Annotated in this window: 17 protein-coding genes and 1 pseudogene; 9 read left to right on the plus strand and 9 right to left on the minus strand. The window is 63.9% G+C overall.

Annotated features, from left to right (window positions below; all coding sequences use genetic code 11):
- Positions 1–5: 5 nt before the first annotated feature.
- Positions 6–512, minus strand: coding sequence for a GNAT family N-acetyltransferase (locus ABIB06_RS27950; RefSeq protein ID WP_354046460.1), 507 nt, complete (start codon positions 510–512; stop codon positions 6–8).
- Positions 513–793: 281 nt separating this feature from the next.
- The gene (locus ABIB06_RS27955; RefSeq protein WP_247353141.1) at positions 794–1222 is read right to left on the minus strand and encodes a cupin domain-containing protein; all 429 of its coding nucleotides are present in this window, start codon (positions 1220–1222) and stop codon (positions 794–796) included.
- Between the two features lie 493 nt (positions 1223–1715).
- On the opposite strand from ABIB06_RS27955, the gene ABIB06_RS27960 reads away from it, so the two are divergent.
- The gene (locus ABIB06_RS27960; protein ID WP_354046462.1) at positions 1716–2207 is read left to right on the plus strand and encodes a phasin; all 492 of its coding nucleotides are present in this window, start codon (positions 1716–1718) and stop codon (positions 2205–2207) included.
- 278 nt (positions 2208–2485) lie between these two features.
- Here the strand turns inward: ABIB06_RS27960 and ABIB06_RS27965 are convergent, their stop codons facing one another.
- Complete coding sequence (locus ABIB06_RS27965) at positions 2486–3274, minus strand: Crp/Fnr family transcriptional regulator (RefSeq protein WP_249803900.1); 789 nt, start codon at positions 3272–3274, stop codon at positions 2486–2488.
- Between the two features lie 226 nt (positions 3275–3500).
- Positions 3501–4055 carry a PAS domain-containing protein gene (locus ABIB06_RS27970; RefSeq protein ID WP_354046464.1) on the minus strand — a complete coding sequence of 185 codons (555 nt, stop codon included), beginning with the start codon at positions 4053–4055 and terminating at the stop codon, positions 3501–3503.
- Between the two features lie 466 nt (positions 4056–4521).
- Between ABIB06_RS27970 and ABIB06_RS27975 the strand changes: the two genes are divergently transcribed.
- Together ABIB06_RS27975 and ABIB06_RS27980 are read left to right on the plus strand one after the other, a co-directional pair.
- Positions 4522–5358: a rhomboid family intramembrane serine protease gene (locus ABIB06_RS27975; RefSeq protein ID WP_456663603.1), complete on the plus strand. Its 837-nt coding sequence runs from the start codon at positions 4522–4524 to the stop codon at positions 5356–5358.
- Between the two features lie 239 nt (positions 5359–5597).
- Entirely contained in the window at positions 5598–6026 is a 429-nt protein-coding gene (locus ABIB06_RS27980; protein ID WP_247443311.1) for a CBS domain-containing protein, read from the plus strand.
- Here the strand turns inward: ABIB06_RS27980 and ABIB06_RS27985 are convergent, their stop codons facing one another.
- Positions 6027–7067, minus strand: a complete 1041-nt coding sequence (locus ABIB06_RS27985) for a patatin-like phospholipase family protein (RefSeq protein WP_247443312.1) — start codon at positions 7065–7067, stop codon at positions 6027–6029.
- A 241-nt stretch (positions 7068–7308) separates the two neighbouring features.
- On the opposite strand from ABIB06_RS27985, the gene ABIB06_RS27990 reads away from it, so the two are divergent.
- The 3 genes and pseudogenes from ABIB06_RS27990 to ABIB06_RS28000 all read left to right on the plus strand — a co-directional run.
- Positions 7309–8382, plus strand: coding sequence for an RgsD C-terminal domain-containing protein (locus ABIB06_RS27990; RefSeq protein ID WP_354046469.1), 1074 nt, complete (start codon positions 7309–7311; stop codon positions 8380–8382).
- 342 nt (positions 8383–8724) lie between these two features.
- The gene (locus ABIB06_RS27995) at positions 8725–8919 is read left to right on the plus strand and encodes a hypothetical protein (protein ID WP_247443313.1); all 195 of its coding nucleotides are present in this window, start codon (positions 8725–8727) and stop codon (positions 8917–8919) included.
- A gap of 159 nt (positions 8920–9078) precedes the next feature.
- Positions 9079–9378 (plus strand): annotated as a pseudogene (locus ABIB06_RS28000) (LysR family transcriptional regulator); the annotation flags it as partial.
- A gap of 860 nt (positions 9379–10238) precedes the next feature.
- Here ABIB06_RS28000 and ABIB06_RS28005 read toward each other — a convergent pair.
- From ABIB06_RS28005 to thrS, 3 genes are all read right to left on the minus strand, one after another.
- Complete coding sequence (locus ABIB06_RS28005; RefSeq protein ID WP_354046471.1) at positions 10239–11507, minus strand: serine hydrolase domain-containing protein; 1269 nt, start codon at positions 11505–11507, stop codon at positions 10239–10241.
- Between the two features lie 63 nt (positions 11508–11570).
- Entirely contained in the window at positions 11571–12134 is a 564-nt protein-coding gene (locus ABIB06_RS28010; protein WP_354046473.1) for a nitroreductase family protein, read from the minus strand.
- Between the two features lie 93 nt (positions 12135–12227).
- Positions 12228–14327: a threonine--tRNA ligase gene (thrS, locus tag ABIB06_RS28015; RefSeq protein ID WP_354046475.1), complete on the minus strand. Its 2100-nt coding sequence runs from the start codon at positions 14325–14327 to the stop codon at positions 12228–12230.
- Between the two features lie 186 nt (positions 14328–14513).
- Here thrS and ABIB06_RS28020 point away from each other — a divergent pair, with 186 nt between their 5' ends.
- Positions 14514–15686, plus strand: a complete 1173-nt coding sequence (locus tag ABIB06_RS28020) for an MFS transporter (RefSeq protein WP_354046477.1) — start codon at positions 14514–14516, stop codon at positions 15684–15686.
- A 92-nt stretch (positions 15687–15778) separates the two neighbouring features.
- A complete protein-coding gene (locus tag ABIB06_RS28025; RefSeq protein WP_354046478.1) occupies positions 15779–16171 on the plus strand; it encodes a hypothetical protein in 393 nt (130 codons plus the stop codon).
- Positions 16172–16212: 41 nt separating this feature from the next.
- Here the strand turns inward: ABIB06_RS28025 and ABIB06_RS28030 are convergent, their stop codons facing one another.
- A complete protein-coding gene (locus ABIB06_RS28030; protein ID WP_354046567.1) occupies positions 16213–17535 on the minus strand; it encodes an alpha/beta hydrolase in 1323 nt (440 codons plus the stop codon).
- A 329-nt stretch (positions 17536–17864) separates the two neighbouring features.
- On the opposite strand from ABIB06_RS28030, the gene ABIB06_RS28035 reads away from it, so the two are divergent.
- Complete coding sequence (locus ABIB06_RS28035; RefSeq protein ID WP_354046480.1) at positions 17865–19232, plus strand: APC family permease; 1368 nt, start codon at positions 17865–17867, stop codon at positions 19230–19232.

Here is a 19232-nt window from a genome sequence, read left to right on the forward strand (position 1 = left end):
GGGCATTACGTCGCAGCGAGATCGCGGAGCATGTAGGTCGCGTTGTCGCCGTAGGACGCGAGCTTTGCACGCGGCTCCGCGTTCGCCGTGACGGCCCGAAAGCCGAGGCGTTCCCACAGCGGCCGCGTGGCGTAGACCGACACCAGCGCGAGCGTCGCGACCCCTGACGCGCGCGCGAGCTGCTCGATCGCAGCGACATAATCGCCCGCGACGCCGCCGCGAAAGCCGGGCAGCACCGCGACGTCGTGCACATAGAGGCAGTCCGCATTGCCGGGCAGTTGTTCGAGGAAGCCGTCGAGCGGCGGAATCCGGTGTTGCGTCCAGGGATGGGCGAGTCCGTAGCCGACGATCTCGTCCTCCGCGGCAAGCACGCGGCAACCATCGGGATAGAGCCGCATCTTTTCCGCGAACACCTCGGGGCGTTCAGGCAGATCGGGGTGGATGCGCGCTGCGATCGCGCTGATCGCCGGCAGGTCGGACGCGCGCGCGGGACGCCAATGCGGCTTGCTCATGTCGATCCGTCGTTCCGTCTCAATCATCCCAGTTTATTCCGATGCGACGAGGCACGCAGCGAAAAATATCTTTGCCGTCATCTCAGGAATACCACGGCTCGCGCGGCGTCCTACCCCATGCAAGCCCATTGCATGACAGGAGATACCATGACGTCCTCGATCCGCCTCGCGCTCACGCTCGCAATATCGCTCGCGATGATTCCCACCGCATTCGCCGCGTCGCCGGCCGTGATGGATCGCTAGCGCGGGACCGGCCATTTCCGCTGGGCGGCGAGCTTGGCTCACGCAGCCGGCGCCGGCACCAGTCCATAGCGCAGCATCGTCTCTTTCATCTTCGCGGGGTCGGGTGGCGCGCCTGCCGACAGGAGCGCGGCCATCTCCGTGAAATATTGCGTGCCCAGCACCCCGGGGCTCAGGATGCACAGGCATGTCGCCGGCCCGGTCGAGCGGTTGGTAAAGCCGTGCACGATGCCGCGCTTGATGAAGACGGATTCTCCGGGGCCGAGATCGTTCTGCTTGCCATCGATCGTCCAGGTCGAGACGCCGGACAGCCCGTAGATCGTTTCGTCCCAGCGGTCGTGATAATGCGGGATCGGCATCCGCGCATTCGGCTGCAACGTCATTTCGAAAATATCGACGCTGCCGCCGGTGTCATCCTTGCTCTGCAGGAAGCGGAGCTGAAGCGAGCCGAAATTGATGATGTCGGACATGGTCGTTTCGTCCAGGTGAGAGGCTGCATCGAGATCGCGGCGCTCGCTCACGTCGAACGAGAACTGCCGCAGCCCCCTGATACAGCCCGCGTGTGACCGGCCAATTTATCGCACAGGGACCGTTGCAGGTCGACCTGCCGGTTGCGCAAGCGGCAGAACATTCCGGCTCAAACGGCTCCGGGATCGAGCCTCTTAATAGCTCGCCGGCGCTGATCTCAGGTTGGCGCATGCAACAGCAGCAACTTCAAAGATGCAGAATTTTGATTGCGCCGCAGCATCGCACGAGTCGAACTAATTCAAATTGAGAGTCCGAAAGCGAACCGAAGCTTCGACCTTCGTCGGTCATAGTTGCCTCCGGCAGGGGGCAAGAGCTGCATATCCGCAGCAGCATCCCACCATCGTGAAAGTAGAGGCACTGGTGTCCCGGTGCAGTACGCACCTGGGCGCCTTGGGGAGTCTTCAATCCATTATCTAGTTTCGCTTGAAAGGATGAATGCCCGTGAGTGATGCCAATGTGAAAGCCGAAACGAATGCCGCTCCGCTGAATGGGACGGCGAACGGAAACGCAAACTTCAAATTCGACATACCGTTCTTCAACATCCAGGCGATCTTCGGCGATCTCGCCGCGCCGACCGCCACGCGGGCTAAGGCAAATTTCGAGCAGATGAAGGCGACTTCCGAGGAGATCACCGAAGCTCTCCGCGATGCCTGTTCGGCCAATGCCAAGCGTGCCGCCGACTACGGCACCAAGGTCATCGAAATATCCAACAACAATACCAGCTCCGCGCTGGAATTCCTCTCCCAGCTTGCAGACGTGAAGTCGTTTGCGGACCTCGTGAACCTCTCCACCGCTCACGGCCGCAAGACCTTTGAAGCGGCTTCCGCCCAGAATCGGGAGCTTTGGGATCTGGCCCAGAAGGTCGCGACCGAGGCGGCCGAGCCGATCAAGAACAGCTTCAACCGGGTTCTGCATAGGGCTGCTTGAATCGAAGCTACTGGCCACGTGGATCGGCTGGACGAGCGTCTTCGCGAGAAGAGACGCCGTCCAGCCGATGGCGGCCAGCCTTGCCGTGAGGTGATGCCAAGCTGGAGGGAAATCAAGATGGGTATGGTGATGATCAAGTGCCCGGAGACGGGGAGCGCAATTCCGACAGGCATCGAGATGGATGGCGAAAGGTTTCGCTGCAGTACTGTATTCTTTTCGCGTACCTATTGCCGGATGTGCGCGGCGACGCACGAGTGGTTCGCCAGGGAGGCCTGGGTTTACGAGTCGGTCTTGGCGAACGGGAAGTCCGGAGGCGGGCAGCCGTCCCGCGCCGGCGCGGCGTGAAGGAGTCTTAACGCATCCTGCGAAACGATCCGATCGATCCTGCGGCTCATCACCTTGTAGCACTCGCATGCGACGACCTCGAGCCGTTGCCTGTCGATCTCGAGTTGGCCGCGTCGATTGGATTTGATCGCCCTTGATGTTCGAAGTGCACTCACGACGTGCGTGACCGTGGTACGGCGGACGCCGAGCAATTCCGACAACGTCTCCTGGGTCAAGGGCAGGACATCACCGCCATCCGTCCGATCGTGAATGTGCAGCAGCCAGCGGGCGAGGCGCGCTTCGACGGAGTGCAGCGCATTGCAGGCCGCGACGTGCAGGAATTGCGTCATCAACGCCCTGGTGACAATCTGAACCGCGCTTGCGACGGCGGGACTGCGTTCGAGCATCGCGTGAAATCGCGCGGGCGAGATCTGCAGTGCGGTCCCGGCCACGCGGACAACCGCGGTCAGGGGGGATCGGACGGGCCCGAGCGCCGTCATGAGTCCGACGGCGCCGTCGTTGCCGATCACTGCGGTTGCGGCCGTTTGTCCGTTCGGCAACTCCATGATGAGGGCGATCGCGCCGCTGCAGGGGAAGTAGAGATGTTCGATGCGGTCGCCCGACCCGACCAGGACTGCGTCGTGCTGGAGCGGTACTTTCCGCAAATGCGGTGCAAGCAAAGCGAAGTCGGCCGGCGGTAACGCAGCTAACAGGCGATTACCAACTCTGGTCGCGTGCTCCATCACGGGAATCGCCCCTCGACGGAGGCCCGGCGGCTAGCAAACGCATCGCCTCCGACCGAGCCGCGTTGCCGCGCAGACACCAGCGACGGCAGGCGGATAAACGCACTTCAACAGATAAGGTTCCAATCACGGATCGCGAGCCTGCGCGCCGGGGGGCCGGCGCGTCTGACTGCAATGAAGATCGGGCGGCTTGCAAACGCTGCGCGCCGTGAGACGAGGGTCACTCCTACCTCAGTCCCTCATACACCATCAGCCCGCGTGCGATCTGCAGCTTGCGGATCGCGCGCGGCAAGAGCTTCTCCGGCTGGTGCAGATAACGCCAGGAGGTGAGGGTGAACGGGCCAAGCGCGCCGCATTCGTCGTCGAATGGCGCAAGCACGCCTGTCACGCTTACCGGCGTATGCGGGCGGGCGTTGAACGGGAGCAGCAACAGCTCGAGATGCGCCTTGCTGCCGTCCTCACGCGTGGCGGTGATACCGGCGATCGCGCCGAGGCTCTCGTCGGCGACAACGGTCGTGATCTCCTCGATCTCGCGGCGGCTGGCCTCGTTGAACAGCGCTGCAAAGCTCGCGTCCTTGAGGTCGCATCCTGCGAGCGCGCAGACGCGCGTGCCGGCGACGCGAAACGGAAAGCCGAGACTGGGCTCGCAGGACAGCACGAAGATGTCGCCCAGCAGGCCGCGCACGGCAGCCGGATCGATATCGGCCCGGTCAGGGGCCCGCTCGGTGCCGCGCTTCTTGTCCCAATACGCGAAGAACTCGCGGTTCGACGGATGTTTCATGACTGAACGCTTATCCCGGGGCGCAACCTCGCGGGACAATCCTGTCCCGCTTCAGTGCAGCCGCGATCCCTGTGTTGTTGTGCAGGAGGGGATTTGCACCGTCCATGCCGTGGAGGCGTTTTCGGCCTCCCTGGCGCTGCCTTTGCGTCGTTAACGTTAAATTAACTATGCGCTTTCCGTCCGCCGCCCCGCTGCTATGGTGATCGCAGTCGCAAAGCCTCGCCGCTTTTCTCCAGGTTCTCGACGAGGCCTGTACACAGGCGTCAAACAGTTTGGTCACCGGCCGCGGGGAGGGGTGGGGATACCCCTGTCTCTCTGGGTACCGGAAGTCCGACACGGACAGGCAGGGCTTTCCCAGGGCCCTGCCTTTTCCTTTTGTGCACTTGCGCAGGGCGGGCAAAGGCGACTATCTCCAGGGCCTGTCGTTAAGTCTGTCGCTCCGATCGCGCCTGAAAGCGAAGCTGCCTTGGATTCCCCGCAAGATTCCCCGCCGCAAGATCCTTCGTTGCATGATGCTTCGATGGACGTGCCGGCCGTCAATGAGGAGGCTCCGCGCGAGCCGATCCTGACGCTGCCCGTGGCGCTGACCGCCTACATCATCCTGCTGGCGGTGATCCATCTGCGCGTGCTGCTGCCGCCGGAACTGGAGAACTGGACCATCGACGTCTTCGGCTTCATCCCCAAGCGCTACGATTCCTCGCTGCTTAATTTGGAGATTCCGGGCGGCGCTGGCGCAAAAATCTGGAGCTTCGTCACCTATTCGCTGCTGCACGCCAATCTCACCCATCTCGGCTTCAACGTGCTGTGGCTGTTGCCGTTCGGGAGCGCGCTGGCGCGGCGCTTTGGCACCATCAGGTTCTTCCTGTTCCTCGCGGTGACGGCGGCGGCCGGCGCGCTCGCCCATCTCGTCACCCATGAGCACGCGGTGGCGCCGATGATCGGCGCTTCGGCTTCGGTGTCGGGCGCGATGGCGGCGGCGATCCGCTTCGCCTTCGTTCGCGGCAGCTTCCTGTCGTTCAGCCGATCGGATGCCGATACCGCCGCGAGAGTTCCGGCGCTGCCGCTATCGCGCGCGCTGCGCGACGGGCGGGTGCTCGGTTTCCTCGCGGTGTGGTTCGGCGTCAACATCGTCTTCGGTGTCGGCGCGATCGGCGTCGATAGCGAGACCACGAGCGTTGCCTGGCAGGCGCATATCGGCGGCTTCCTTGCCGGCCTGTTGCTGTTCACTCTGTTCGATCCCGTGCCGCGCGTGCGAAGCGATGCTGCGGATGCGTCATCACAGGACATTTCAGACCGTATTTGAAGCGGCGCTTGCGGCGCCGCCCGAATTCATCCATCATTCTCGTGAAGAATGTTCCGAAGCGACAAGCCCGTAGAGGCAATGCTTCGACAAGCGCCTGAGGGTGAAACCGGCGCCAAGCCTGTCTAGTTCAGGACTGTTAGTTCAAGACTGTTAGTTGAAGACTCCAAGTCTGTTGGTTGAAGGCTCGATGAACAAGTCCAACCGCGAAAAGCGGGCGGTTCGGATTCAGGGAGGCGGCAATGACGGTACGTTCGATTCTCAACAACAAGGGCCACCAGGTCATGAGCGTCGAGCCGGACGCGAAGCTGGCGGCCGCGGTCAAGCTGCTCGGTGAGAAGAAGATCGGCGCGGTGCTGGTGATGAACCAGAGCCGGCTCGAAGGCATCCTGTCGGAGCGTGACATCGTGCGGGTGATCGGCGAGCGCGGCGCCGGCGCGCTCGAGGAGCCGGTTTCTCAGGTCATGACCCGCAAGGTCGTCACCTGCAAGGAGACCGACACGGTCGCCGAGCTCATGGAGGTGATGACCACCGGCAAGTTCCGGCATCTGCCCGTGATCGACAGCGGCAAGGTGGTGGGCCTGATCTCGATCGGCGACATCGTCAAGCGCCGGGTGCAGGAATACGAGTCCGAGCAGGAAGCCTTGCGCGATTACATCAAGACGGCCTGATCAGTCCTGCTGGTCGGCTTTGGGCGCGGTGCTCTCGGGCGTCGGCGCCAGCTCGTGGATTGCCTCTTGGATGGACTCCAGCGCTCGCTCGGCGGCGCGGGTGCCCAGGGCGATGAGGTCCTCGGAGCGGTGGAAGTCGAACCAGCCGAAATGGCCGACCCGCGGTGTGATCAGCATATCGGGCGGATCGCCGGCGAGGCGGGCGCGGGTGATGCGGTCCTGCATGATGTTGAAGGCATCGACCATCACCGAAGAGAGGCCGGGCCGGGCGCTGCCGCCGCCGAAGAATTCGCGCTTCACCGTTTTTTCGGGCGAGAAGAATCTCGGGAAGCGCCGCTTTGACGTCGTCTCTTCGGCCGCAGGAACGACCGGTTCAGGCATCGCGCCGTGCGAATAGACCGTCGTCGAATAGGTGAAGATGTCGCTGGAAAGATTTGCAGCGACGACGATTTCGGCGCCGAGCGCGCGGGCGGCCGAGACCGGCACCGGGTTCACCAATGCGCCGTCGACCAGCCAGCGATCCCCGATCAGGACCGGAGAGAAGATGCCGGGCAGCGCATAGGAGGCACGCATCGCGTCGACCACGCGGCCGCGCGTCAGCCAGATTTCGTGGCCGGTGCGGACCTCGGTCGCGACGCTCGCGAACTTGATCGGAAGATCTTCGATCAGGGTCTGGCCGACCGCCTCCTCAAGTCGCGTTGCAAGCTTCTCGCCGCCGATCAGGCCGGAGCCATTGAGACGGATGTCGAGATAGCCGAGGATGTTGCGCATACCTTGCAGACTGCGCCCCCACTCCTCCAGCGTATCGAGCCGGCCGGCCGCATGGAGGCCGCCGACCACCGCGCCGATCGAGGTACCGACCACCACGTCAGGCACGATGCCATTGGCCAAGAGGGTTCTCAGGATTCCGATATGGGCGAAGCCGCGCGCGGCGCCGCCGCCGAGGGCTAGGCCAATCACCGGCCGGCGGATGCTGCCGAGGCCGACCTTTTCGCCGACCTTCTCGCCGTTCGAACCCCGACCCTTCAATATATCCAGCACCGAAACTCTCCTACGCCTGGACCTGCCATCAGATTAGACGCCGCACTCGCGCTCCGCCAGAACCGGGCCGGAGCATGGTTTATGCCGGTTTGGGAAGGACACGGGGCAGGAGTATGGCGACGGGCGGTTGCGTGTGGGGTAATCGCGCGGGCGTCAACCGGGTTCCAAAACCGGATTGGGCCGTATTTCTTGGGGTTTCGGAGGCTTGAATTTGCCGCGTTTTCGGTGAAAAGCAGGTGGCATGACTCTCGGGGGTGACGGCATCATCGGATGGCGGCGCGGCGCATCGCTGCTGCCGATGCTGATCCTTGCTGCCTGCCTCTATACTCTCGGCCAAAACGCTGCGCGGGCGCAGCTTTTCTCTGATCGTCCGCCGCCGGTGCCGCCCGCTTCGGTGCCGGACCCCGGCGGCGCCGTCAGCCTGGCGCCGCCCTCCGGCCCGGGTGCCGGACCTCCGAGCCTGCCGCCGACCCTCATGCAGCCGACCACGCCCAGCATGCCGCCGCCCGCGGTCACGACCGTGCCGTCCGCCGCGCCCCTCAACGCGGCCGTCCCCGGACAGGGCGTACTGTCGCTGACCGCGAAATACGGCAAGGACACCCCGCCGATCACCAGCGGCCTGGTCTGGCGCGTGTTTGCCGATCGTCCCGACGAGAACGGCACCTTCAAGCTGATCCGCGAGGACCGCAACGCCACGCCCAACATCGTGCTGCCGCCCGGCAATTACGTCGTGCACGTTGCCTTTGGCCTCGTCAGCGCGGTGCGCACCGTCAGCCTGAAGGCCGAGACCGACCGCGAATCATTCGTGCTGCCGGCCGGCGGCTTGCGCATCGAGGGCCGGGTCGGCACCAGCCGCATTCCGCAGAACCAGATATCGTTCGCGATCTACAAGGGCAGCCAGTTCGAATCCGGCGAGCGCGCCTCCCTGGTGCCGAACGTCGCCGCCGGCGACGTCGTGCTGCTGCCGGAAGGCACCTACTACATCATCTCGAACTACGGCGACGCCAATTCGGTGGTGCGCTCGGACATCCGCGTCCAGGCCAGCAAGCTCACCGACGTCACCATCACCCACCGCGCCGCCGTCATCACGCTCAAGCTGGTCAGCGACAGAGGGGGCGAGGCGCTCGCCAACACCGCCTGGTCGGTGCTGACCCCGGGCGGCGACGTCATCAAGGAATCGATCGGCGCCTTCCCGCGCGTGGTGCTCTCCGAAGGCGAATACCGCGCCATCGCCAAGAACGAGGGCAAGGTCTACGAGCGCGGCTTCAACGTCGTCAACGGCGTCGACGGCGAAGTGGAAGTCGTCGCGCGTTAGCGCTTAAGCGGGATCCCGCATGCGGCCGACGCTGTCGTTCGTGCGCTTGGCGAACGCTTCTCATTCAGCGCACGAATGTCCCATATCTTAGTACCGCCAGTCGCGTCGCGCGTGCGGGAAGCAGATACTTTTCGCTACGCGCCGATCAACACCGGCACCATCCGCTTATTCCGGAAGCGTCTCGACTTCCTCACAGCCGGTGCAAGATACCTGTTTCCGATAATCAATTTTATTCGCTTTCCATCCTGCTGCGTTATATGTCGGGCATCCCTCTAACGGGGGGCCGGAACAGGCTCGTGCGTCTGCGAGACCGGCAAGGAGCAGGGGACCAAGCTCGTCGGCATGTTCGAAGTGATCCTCACCAGACGAAAGCGGTTTGGCTGGCGGTGGCGGGTGTGCGACCACGCCGGCAAGATATTTGCCGATGGCTTCGAGCGCTCCCGGCCGTCCGCCAAATATCATGGCGAGCGCGCATTGTTCTTCCTGTTGTCGCAGGCCCATCTGCGCAACCGCTCCGCGGCCCCCAGCGAGGACTAGCGGCAGGCACAGCTCCGTAGCCCGGATTCGCTCCCTCCGGGCTCCGAAACGTCTCTGCGAGCGCCGTCAGATGTCGACGACGAGCTTGCCCTGCGCCGCGTGATCGCGGATCAGCGCATAGGCATTGCCGACGTTCTCCAGTGTGAAGTGCCGGGCATTGCGCTCGAACAGTCGCTCGGACAGACGCTGTTCCGGCGCACGACGGATGGTTTCGTGCTGACCGACGAGGGCACAGCCGTGCTGCGCCATGCCGAGCGGATTGAAGAGGAGGCGCTCGCTTTGGAGCGGCGCGCGTCCGGCGCGGAGACGCAGCTCGACGGCTTGCTGCGCCTGTCGTCGTCGGACTGGTTCGGGACGGTGATGCTCTCACCGGCGATAGCCGCCTTCGGCAAACGCCATCCCAAGGTAATTGTCGAGCTTCTGACCGATGCGCGCCTCTACAGCCTGCCGCGCCGCGAGGTCGCTTCGCTCATCCTGGGCTACGCGAGACCTTGCGGTGCCTGTCGGGCAACACACACAAATTGTCGGTCAACGGGCAGGCGTAAAAATATTCGCCTTTACAGAATTCGGAATTATCGTATCTTCCGCTCACTCCGGCCCAAGGAAGAGGGCGTATCGCGATCGTCACGAACGCGGGCCGGGCGGCGGTGGACGTGGATCACATCGGCGCGAATGGTTTCGCAGGGCGGAGAGCCGTGAGCGAAGGCGTCGCGCGCACGACCGGTGTGATCGGCGTACGGCCAAATCGTGTCGTCCTGGCGCCCGGGGTCTGTGCGCCAAGTCTTGCGGTGATGTGTGCAGCCCAACCGGGCACACGCATCAGCCATCCGCAGGGCGACGGGGGCAATAGTGCATCGCTCCCCGGGGAGAACACGACATAAGCCGTTCCAACCATTGCGCAGGGAAGGCCGGGATGCTCCGGTTGCCCTGTTTCCCGCTGTGCAATGTAGCGCAATCTGCCCTTGGCATAGCGGATCAATAGGAGCCAGCCGGCTCCCGGTCTTCCCTGCACCCTCTTTCAATTGAGGGTGAAGCGACGAAGCAAAGCTCGGGCGAAACACGCCGCGAGGATGCAAGCCCATGTCAGTTATTCAACAACGATCTCGTGCCCCGGACGCAGCGCAGCGCCTCTTCGCGGTGCGCTGCAGAGCCGGGGCCCATGCAACAGCGAACGGCGCGGCTTCCTGGATCCCGGCTCCGCGGAGCGTCACTGCGTGCCGCACCGCGTCCGGGACACGAGAAAGACGAGCGTTGTCGTCACAGTTCGTCATTGCGGCGCCGAGATCGCAAAGCTGCTCGCCGATTTCGGCCAGCGTGCTTCACGGGCGGCGTAACTCGGACGGATAACAGTCATAGACCAGCGCCTTGAAGGCAGGCGTGATGCGGCTGCGCTCGTTCTGGGTTTGCTGCATCAGAAGGTAGACCATGTCGAGCTTGGGATCGACCCCGAAATAGGTGCCGCTGCCACTGTCCCATTTCAACTCGCCGAGCGAGCCCGGCGGCGGCGGTTTGGCGTTGCCGGGATCGGTCCGCACCGCAAGGCCATAGCCATAACCGAAGCCGTCGCCCGGAAAATAGAAATAATCGCGTCCAACGCCGGAGCCGGGTCCGACGTGATCCGTGGTCATGGCTTTGAAAGCCGCGGGGCTCAGATAGCGCTTGCCCTCGAACTCGCCGCCGTTGAGCAGCATCTGCGAGAAACGCTGATAGTCGGTGATGGTCGAGAGCAGCCCGCCGCCCCCGGATTGCCATTCGGGATGGTCGAGGCGGTCGCGCTCGGCGGCAAGCAGAATGAAGTCATTGGGCAGCGGCCGCGCCATCCGAGCGAGCTCGTCCGCGCTCGCCAGCGCGAATTTGGTGCTGCTCATGCCGAGCGGATCGAGGATGCGCTGCTTGAGGAATTCGTACAACGTCTGGCCCGAGATGATCTCGATGACGCTGCCGAGCACGTCGGTGGAATGACCGTAGCGCCACAGCGTTCCCGGCTGCCGCGCCAGCGGCAGCTTTGCGATGCGTTGGGCGAATTCCCTGTTGTTGAATTGACCTTCGAAGATGTCGGCAGCCTTGTAGGCCTGCTCGACCCATTTGCCGCCGATATAATCGTAGCTGATGCCCGAGGTGTGCCGCAGCAGATCCTCGATGTTGACGGGACGGACCGGGGCCACGAGATCCAGATGCAACGTGCCGTCGGGATTGGTGACCTCCAGTCCCACCTTGGTGTCGGCAAAGAGAGGAATGTATTTCGACACCGGGTCGGTGAGCGCAAGCTTGCCCTCGTCGATCAGCATCATCGCGCCGAGGCACGTGACCGGCTTGGTCATCGAATGGATGGCGAAGATCGTATCGGGCGTCATCGCGAGACCCGTTCTGGTGTCGCGCACGCCAAAATTCTTCAGATAGACCGGCTTGCCGTGCTGCTGCACCAGGACCACGGCGCCCGGCAGCCGGCCGCTCGTCACCTCGTTGTCAAAATACTTTGTGATGCTGTCGAGCCCGTCGGACGACGGAGCGGCGATATCGGCGGCGCGGCTCCGCGCCATCGTGCCGGCCAGCAGCGCGGCTCCGACCAGAAATTCACGACGCTTCATCCGGGCTTCCTCCCTCGCCGGGATCAAAGCCGCAAGACGTCGAAGGCGTCAACACGCCTTCGATTAAAATCGCGTCACGATTTCAGAAAGGACCGGTCGCGGACGGTCTTCGCTCGGCTTGGTCGGGGTGCCGATATGGACGAAGCCGGCGAGCTTCTCGTCCGGCTTGAGGCCGAGGCCATCCAGCACGTCGCGATCGAACGAGAACCAGCCGGTCAGCCAGCAGGCGCCGTAGCCGAGCGCGGTCGCGGCCGTGACGATGTTCATGACGCTGGCGCCGGCCGACAATTCCTGCTCGAAGGCCGGCACCTTCGGATGCGGCTTGGTGAAGCTGACGATGCCGATCACCAGCGGCGCATCCGTGAGGCGCTTGCGCTCGGTCTCGACATCGGCGGCAGGCGCGCCGGGATTCTTCCGGGCAAACACCTTTGCGATCACCTCGCCGGCGCGCTGACGCGCATCGTCCTCGAAAATGATGAAGCGCCAGGGCGCAAGCTTGCCATGGTCGGGCACGCGCGAGCCGATGGTGAGGATGGTCTCGAGCTCGGCCGGGGAGGGCCCGGGTCCGGACATCTCGCGCGGCTTGACCGAGCGGCGGGTCTTCAGGAGTTCGATGGCGTCAGGCACTGCGATATCCTCTTCGGCTGGTCGTCGGGCGTGCCATGCCGAGATAAGCATGCACGCCCGCAACCGAAAGCGGGTTTAGATCGATTTCAGGAATCAGGCCGCGCCACGCGCCCGCTTCACATCCGGCGGGGTCGCCTCGTCGACGAGGGCGGCGAGCGCCTCCACCGTCGTGGTCACGTTCTGGCCGTCGCTGCCGAGCCGCCGGATCGAGACCGACTGTGTCTCGGCCTCTTTCTTGCCGACCACGAGCAGTGCCGGAATCTTGGCCAGGGAATGCTCGCGGACCTTGTAGTTGATCTTTTCGTTGCGCAGGTCGATCTCGGCCCGAAGTCCCGCACGCCGGACCTGCTCCAGAACCTGCTTGGCGTATTCGTCGGCCTCCGACGTGATGGTGGTGACCACCACCTGCACCGGCGACAGCCAAAGCGGGAAGTTGCCGGCATAGTGCTCGATCAGGATGCCGATGAAGCGCTCCATCGAACCGCAGATCGCGCGGTGCACCATCACCGGCGGCTTCTTGCCGCTGTCGTGGTCGATGTAGAACGCACCGAACCTTTCCGGCAGGTTGAAGTCGACCTGCGTGGTGCCGCATTGCCAGTCGCGGCCGATGGCGTCGCGCAGCACATATTCGAACTTCGGCCCGTAGAAGGCGCCTTCGCCCGGATTGATCTCGGTCTTGATGTGATTGTTCTGCGTCTGGATCTCGCGCAGCACGGTGGCCATCACGCGCTCGGCGTGATCCCACATCGCGTCGGTGCCGACGCGTTTCTCCGGCCGGGTCGACAACTTCACCGTGAGATCGCCGGTGAAGCCGAAATCGGCGTAAGTCGACAGGATCAGCTCGTTGATCTTCAGGCACTCGTCGGCGAGCTGATCCTCCATGCAGAAGATATGCGCGTCGTCCTGGGTGAAGCCGCGCACGCGCATCAAGCCGTGCATGGCGCCGGACGGCTCATAGCGGTGCACCACGCCGAACTCGGCGAGCCGCAGCGGCAAATCGCGGTAGCTCTTCAATCCGTGCTTGAAGATCTGCACGTGGCCTGGGCAGTTCATTGGCTTCAGCGCAAACCAGCGCTTGTCTTCGGCTTCGTCGCCGGCCGACTGCGCCGCAAACATGTTCTCGCGGTACCAGCCCCAATGGCCGGAGGTCTCCCACAGCGACTTGTCGAGGATCTGCGGCGCGTTGACCTCGCTGTAGTCGCCGCTCAGGCGTCGGCGCATATAGGCGATCAGCTGCTGGAAGATGGTCCAGCCCTTGGCGTGCCAGAACACGACGCCCGGACCTTCCTCCTGGAAATGGAAGAGGTCGAGCTCGCGCCCGAGCTTGCGATGGTCGCGCTTTTCGGCTTCCTCGATCTGCTTCAGATAAGCGTCGAGGTCCTCCTGCTTGGCGAACGCCGTGCCGTAGATGCGGGTCAGCATCGGGTTGTTGCTGTCGCCGCGCCAATAGGCGCCGGCCACCTTCATCAGCTTGAAGGCGTTGCCGACCTTGCCGGTCGAGGTCATGTGCGGGCCGCGGCAGAGATCGAACCAGTCGCCCTGATAGTAGATCTTGATCGGCTCGTTGCCGGGGATGGCGTCGACCAGCTCGACCTTGAACGCCTCGCCCTTGTCGCGGAACACCTGTTTGGTTTTTTCGCGATCCCAAACCTCTTTCGTAAAAGGCTTGTCGCGCGCGATGAGCTCGCGCATCTTTTTCTCGATTGCGGCAAAGTCTTCCGGCGTGAACGGCTCGTTGCGGAAGAAATCGTAATAGAAGCCGTTCTCGATCACGGGACCGATGGTGACCTGCGTGCCCGGCCACAGCGTCTGCACGGCTTCGGCGAGCACGTGGGCGCAGTCGTGGCGGATCAACTCGAGCGCGCGCGGATCGTCGCGGTTGATCAGCTCGAGCTTGGCATCGGCTTCAATGGGATCGTCGAGGTCGGAGACCACGCCGTCGAGCGCCATCGCGACCGTGCGCTTGGCCAGCGACGGCGAAATGCCCTTGGCGATCTCGAGGCCGGTGATGCTCTTGGCATATTCACGCCGGGCGCCGTCCGGGAAGGTGAGAGTGATTTTTTCCGGTGGGGTCACGGGTCTCAAATTGCTGAGGCTGTATTGGAAGCCGGATTCGGATTTGGCTTGTTCGGCCTTGGTCTGTTCGGCCTTGGCTTGTTCGGACCTGGATTGGTCCTTAGGCTGGTCGGTCATTGCATGTCTCCTGAGGCTCACTCCTGCGAACGAGCGCAGGTAAGCGGGAACGAGCGATATATCAGGCGATTCGGCCTGCGCAATCCGGCATTTCCAAGAAACTGGCGCGCAAAAGCCGGGGCGCCGCACGAACTATTCCGGGCGACGCCCTTTAACCGGTCGCAGGTCTGCTCTACATGCATCTGCATGGAAAATGCACCCGCCGGCCGTTTCGCGCCTACTGCCCTGATGCTCGGCAATCTCGTCACCGGCTGCTCGGTATTGGCACCGGCGGGCATGCTGCCGGAATTGGCGACGGGACTCGACGTCAGCATCCACGCGGCCGCGCTCCTGATCACCTTCGGCGCCATCATCCTGTGCATCGGATCGCCGCTGACGGCCTGGCTCACCAGCCGGATCGAGCGCCGGACGCTGCTCACCACGACGCTGGCGGTGCTCGCCTTTGGCAATCTCGCATCGGCATTTGCGCCCGACTACACGAGCCTCCTTGTCATCCGCCTGGCGATGCTCGCGGTCGGCGCGCTCTACACGCCGCAGGCCGCCGGCACGGCGGCACTGATCGTGCCGGTGGAGCGTCGCGGCAGCACGATCGCCTACATCTTTCTCGGCTGGTCACTCGCTGCCGCCGTCGGCCTGCCGCTGATCACCTTCATCGCCAGCCGCTATGGCTGGCGCGCCGCCTATGGCGGGATCGGCGCGCTCGGCTGCATCAGCTTCCTGCTGTTGCTGATCCGGCTGCCGGCGGGCTTGAAGGGCACGCCGGTGGACCTGACGACCTGGAGCGCCGTCGGCCGCGACAGGACGATCCTGCTGCTGCTTGCGATCACGATGCTGCAGATGGCCGGGCAGTTCGTGGTGTTCACCTTCATGGGCCCGCTGCTCAAGAAGCTGACCGGCGCCGGGCCCGATGCGATCGGCATGGTGTTCGCTCTCTATGGCGTCTGCGGCTTCCTCGGCGTTGTCATCGCGACCCGCATCGTCGACACCTCGGGACCCTATCGCACCTCGCTGCTGTTCACCTGCCTGCTGCTTGCGGGGATCACGGGCTGGGCGCTCAGTGCCGGCACGCTCGCATTGATGGCGGGTGCGGTCGCGATCTGGGGCCTCGGCTTTGCCTCGACCAATTCGATGCAGCAGGTGCGGCTGGTCTCGGCCGCACCGTCGCTGGCATCGGCGACCGTCGCACTCAACACCTCAGTCCTCTATATCGGCCAGGCTGTCGGCTCTGCCGTCGGCGGACTGCTGTTCGCCCGCGAGCTCCTGCATACGCTCGGCTTCGTCGCGGTCGGTTTCGTCGTGCTGGCGCTGATCCTGGTAGTCCTGACCCGGCCCCGGCCGGCAACCGCCGCCCCGGCCTGAACGGAAGCGTTTTCGTGTGCGCAAGGCGCTTGGCAAACCGCGCGCCGGGGCGCTAGAACGCGAGGTATGGGGACCAAAGAGAGTTGACTGAAATGAGGATGATTCTGGCGGTTGCCGCGGTGCTCTATTCAGCCTCCGCGTTTGCGCAAGCCGACAAGCCACCACCGATGGTGGGGGACAAGCCGTTGGTGCAGGTCAAGCCCAAGGGGCCCAAGGCCGGGATCAAAGAGGCAGCTGCCAAGCCGGCCGCGGCGCCGAAGGGCAAGCCACAATCGATCGCGGCGCGGCTCCAGGCCTGCCTCGACCTCGATGACGGCACCAAGGACCGGCTCAACTGCTACGACGCGGTGATCGCGCCAACGCCGAAGCCGAAGCCGCCGAAGGCCAAGGGCTACGCCGATTGCCGATTCTTCAAGGAAGAGGACGAGCGGCTGGCCTGCTTCAACGGCTTTGCCGAGAGCATTCCGAAGCTGCCCAAAACCTGAGGCCAACGAGCTGCGGTTCGAGCCGGACGGTTAGTCGCTGATCAGCGACTCGACGGGGATGGATTGGTGGAGGCCACGCGCGTCAGTGCGAGTGATGGCGTCGCTGACATTTTCACCAGCACGTCCTTGAGCGGGTCCCGCGTCCAGGCACGGGTCACATAGTCGCGATGGGTGATGCCGTCACCGGTTTCGACGAACACCACGCTGCCGGGACGCAACGGTCCGTCCATGTCTTCGGAGACGCTGATGCCTTTCTGCCGCAGCGTGCTCATCAGCTCGCGGTCGCGCCGCGCGGTGTAGCGGGTGTAGGAGCTGACGAAGAAGCCGGAGCGGTGGCTCTCGATCCATGAGGCGAACTTGTCCATTTCGCCGTAGACGGCGTCGAGCAGCACGACGCCGCGGACGCGGTCGCTGATGCCGCCGACCTCGAGACTCCAGGCCGTCGGCAGGAAGCCGCCGCTGTAGCCGACGATCACGATCGGCATATTGGCGAAGGCGCGCGCGCTGTTGGGATCGCCGGTGAGCCGGGCCAGATGGTTCGCAGACTCCTCCAGGAAGCGCTTGAGGCCGCCCGCCTGCCAGAACTTGCCGGCGCTGGAATCGGCGGCGTCCACCGCCATTTGCGGAGCAAGCAGGATGGCGTTGGCGCCGGAATCGGTGACCTGCTGCGGCACCAGCTGCCGGTCGCGCACGTCACGCTCAAGCGTTGCGCCGTTGCCGTGGAAGAACACCACGATCACGCCTGGCTTACGCACGTCGAAATGTTCGGGCACGTGCATCAGCACGCGGTTGTCGCTGTAGGTCTCGTCCTGCCAGAACACGCGCCCGGAATAGCTGCGGTGGCCGCGGCGGTCGCCCTTGGCGATGTTGAGGAACGGCGAGTCGGAGGCGGGGTTGTTGCCGAAATAGGGGAATGCTGACGACTTCATGCTGACGAGCGTCGTCAGGTCCTCGCGCACCGGAGGCTGGTAGGGGGCCTGCGGCGCGAGCGAAGCGATCCTGTAGGGCGCCTGCTCCGGTTGTGGCTGCTGCACGGCGCGCTTGGGCGAGAAGTCCGACATCTGCCGTTGCAGAAAACCCTCGCTTGCGGACGGGAAGCGCTCCGTGAACTGCGGGGCCGGGAAGCGATCCTCGAACGTGTCGCTGCTTGCGACCTGCTGATTTGTCTTCGCAACGATCTGGACGTTGGCCTGCGAGTTCGCCGCGAGCGCCGCCGGATTGGGCGCTTTGCCGCATTGAATCAATGTGAGCGACAGCGGCACCGAGGCTGAGATCAGAGCCATCCGGAGCGCACGACCGCGCGCGCCGGACGTCGTCCGGTCGGCACGAATGTCAGCTTTCAGTTTCGGAACGGCCCCGACCATCCACCCATGACCCCAAGTCATGACCACAAGTCCATCGGCAATCATTAAGACAACTGAGCCGATGGGCGTTTAGGCGACGTTAAGTGTCCGGAGAAACTTCCCCACATCCGGAACGGTCAAAAGGACCACGTAATCGTGTCGCGATTGTGGGGAAAGGAGACGGGACATCCCGGTGTTTGCGCAGGTTTATTGCCCAAGACCGCGCAGCAAGGGTGCCCGAGTACCGATTTAGCCCGCCTCATTTAACCCTTGTTAACCCTGCTTGAATTGACTGGCTCGAACTGCACGATGCTTCCCACGAGGCATGACGCCTGAGGTTGAGGACCCCGATGACGGCATCAGATGCGGGTACCGCGGCCTGGACCGGCCGGCTGACCGGAAGCGGGTCGGGAGTCTCCGTTCTGGTCGCAACCGCCATCGTCGTTGCCGACATGATCGGGGTCGGCGTCTTCACCAGCCTCGGCTTTCAGGTCAAGGAGATCCCCTCGGGCTTCTCGATCCTCTTGCTGTGGACCGTCGGCGGCCTTGTCGCGCTGTGCGGGGTGTTCGCCTACAGCGAACTCGGCGCGATGTTTCCGCGCTCCAGCGGCGAATACAATTTCCTCGGCCGCACCTATCACCCCGCCTTCGGCTTTCTCGCGGGCTGGGTGTCGGCGACGGTTGGCTTTGCAGCACCCGTCGCGCTCGCCGCAATGGCGTTCGGCGAATACGCCAAATCGGTCGTGCCCGGTGTGCCGCCGATCCCGCTTGCCATCGCCGTGGTGTGGCTCGTCTCGCTCGTGCAACTGACCGGCGTCAGGCACTCCTCGACCTTCCAGTTGATCTCGACCATCCTGAAGGTCGTACTGATTGTGGCCTTCCTGGTTGCCGGCTTCATCATTGGCACCCCGCAGCCAATCGCCTTCACCCCGCAGGCTGGTGACCTCGCACACATCGTCAGCGCCCCCTTCGCGATCGGGCTTGTGTTCGTGATGTACTCGTTTTCGGGCTGGAATGCCGCGACCTACATCATCGGCGAGATGAACATGCCGCAGCGGGACCTGCCGCGTGCACTGCTCGCGGGCACGCTGATCGTGCTCGTGCTGTACGTCGCGCTGAATGCGGTGTTTCTCTATTCTACGCCGGTCGGCGCGCTCGCGGGTCAGCTCGACGTCGCCAGCGTCGCCGGCAGCGCGATCTTCGGCAACCTTGGCGGCCGGATCGTCGGCGCGATGATCTGCTTCGGCCTGATCTCCTCGATCAGTGCGATGATGTGGATCGGCCCGCGCGTGATGATGACGATGGGCGAGGACATTCCGGCGCTGCGTGTGTTCTCCCGCAAGTCGACGAGCGGCGCGCCGGCCTATGCCATCCTGTTTCAGCTCGCCGTCGCCAATCTGCTGCTGTTCACGCGCAGTTTCGAGGCGGTGCTCGACTTCATCCAGTTCGCGCTGCTGTTCTGCTCGTTCTTCACGGTCGCCGGCGTCATCAAGCTGCGCATCACCGATCCCGATTTGTCGCGGCCCTATCGGGCCTGGGGATACCCGTTCACACCGCTCGTTTTCCTGCTCGTGACCGCGTTCATGATGTACTACCTTTTGACCGAGCGGCCCCTGCAGTCGCTGTCGGGAATGCTCGTCATGCTCTCGGGCCTGTTGATTTATGCTGTTTTCCGCAGGCGGCCGGTCGCCGCTGGCACGTCATCACATCGCGAATAG

The organism is Bradyrhizobium sp. LB8.2 (assembly GCF_040548035.1).
GTDB lineage: Bacteria > Pseudomonadota > Alphaproteobacteria > Rhizobiales > Xanthobacteraceae > Bradyrhizobium.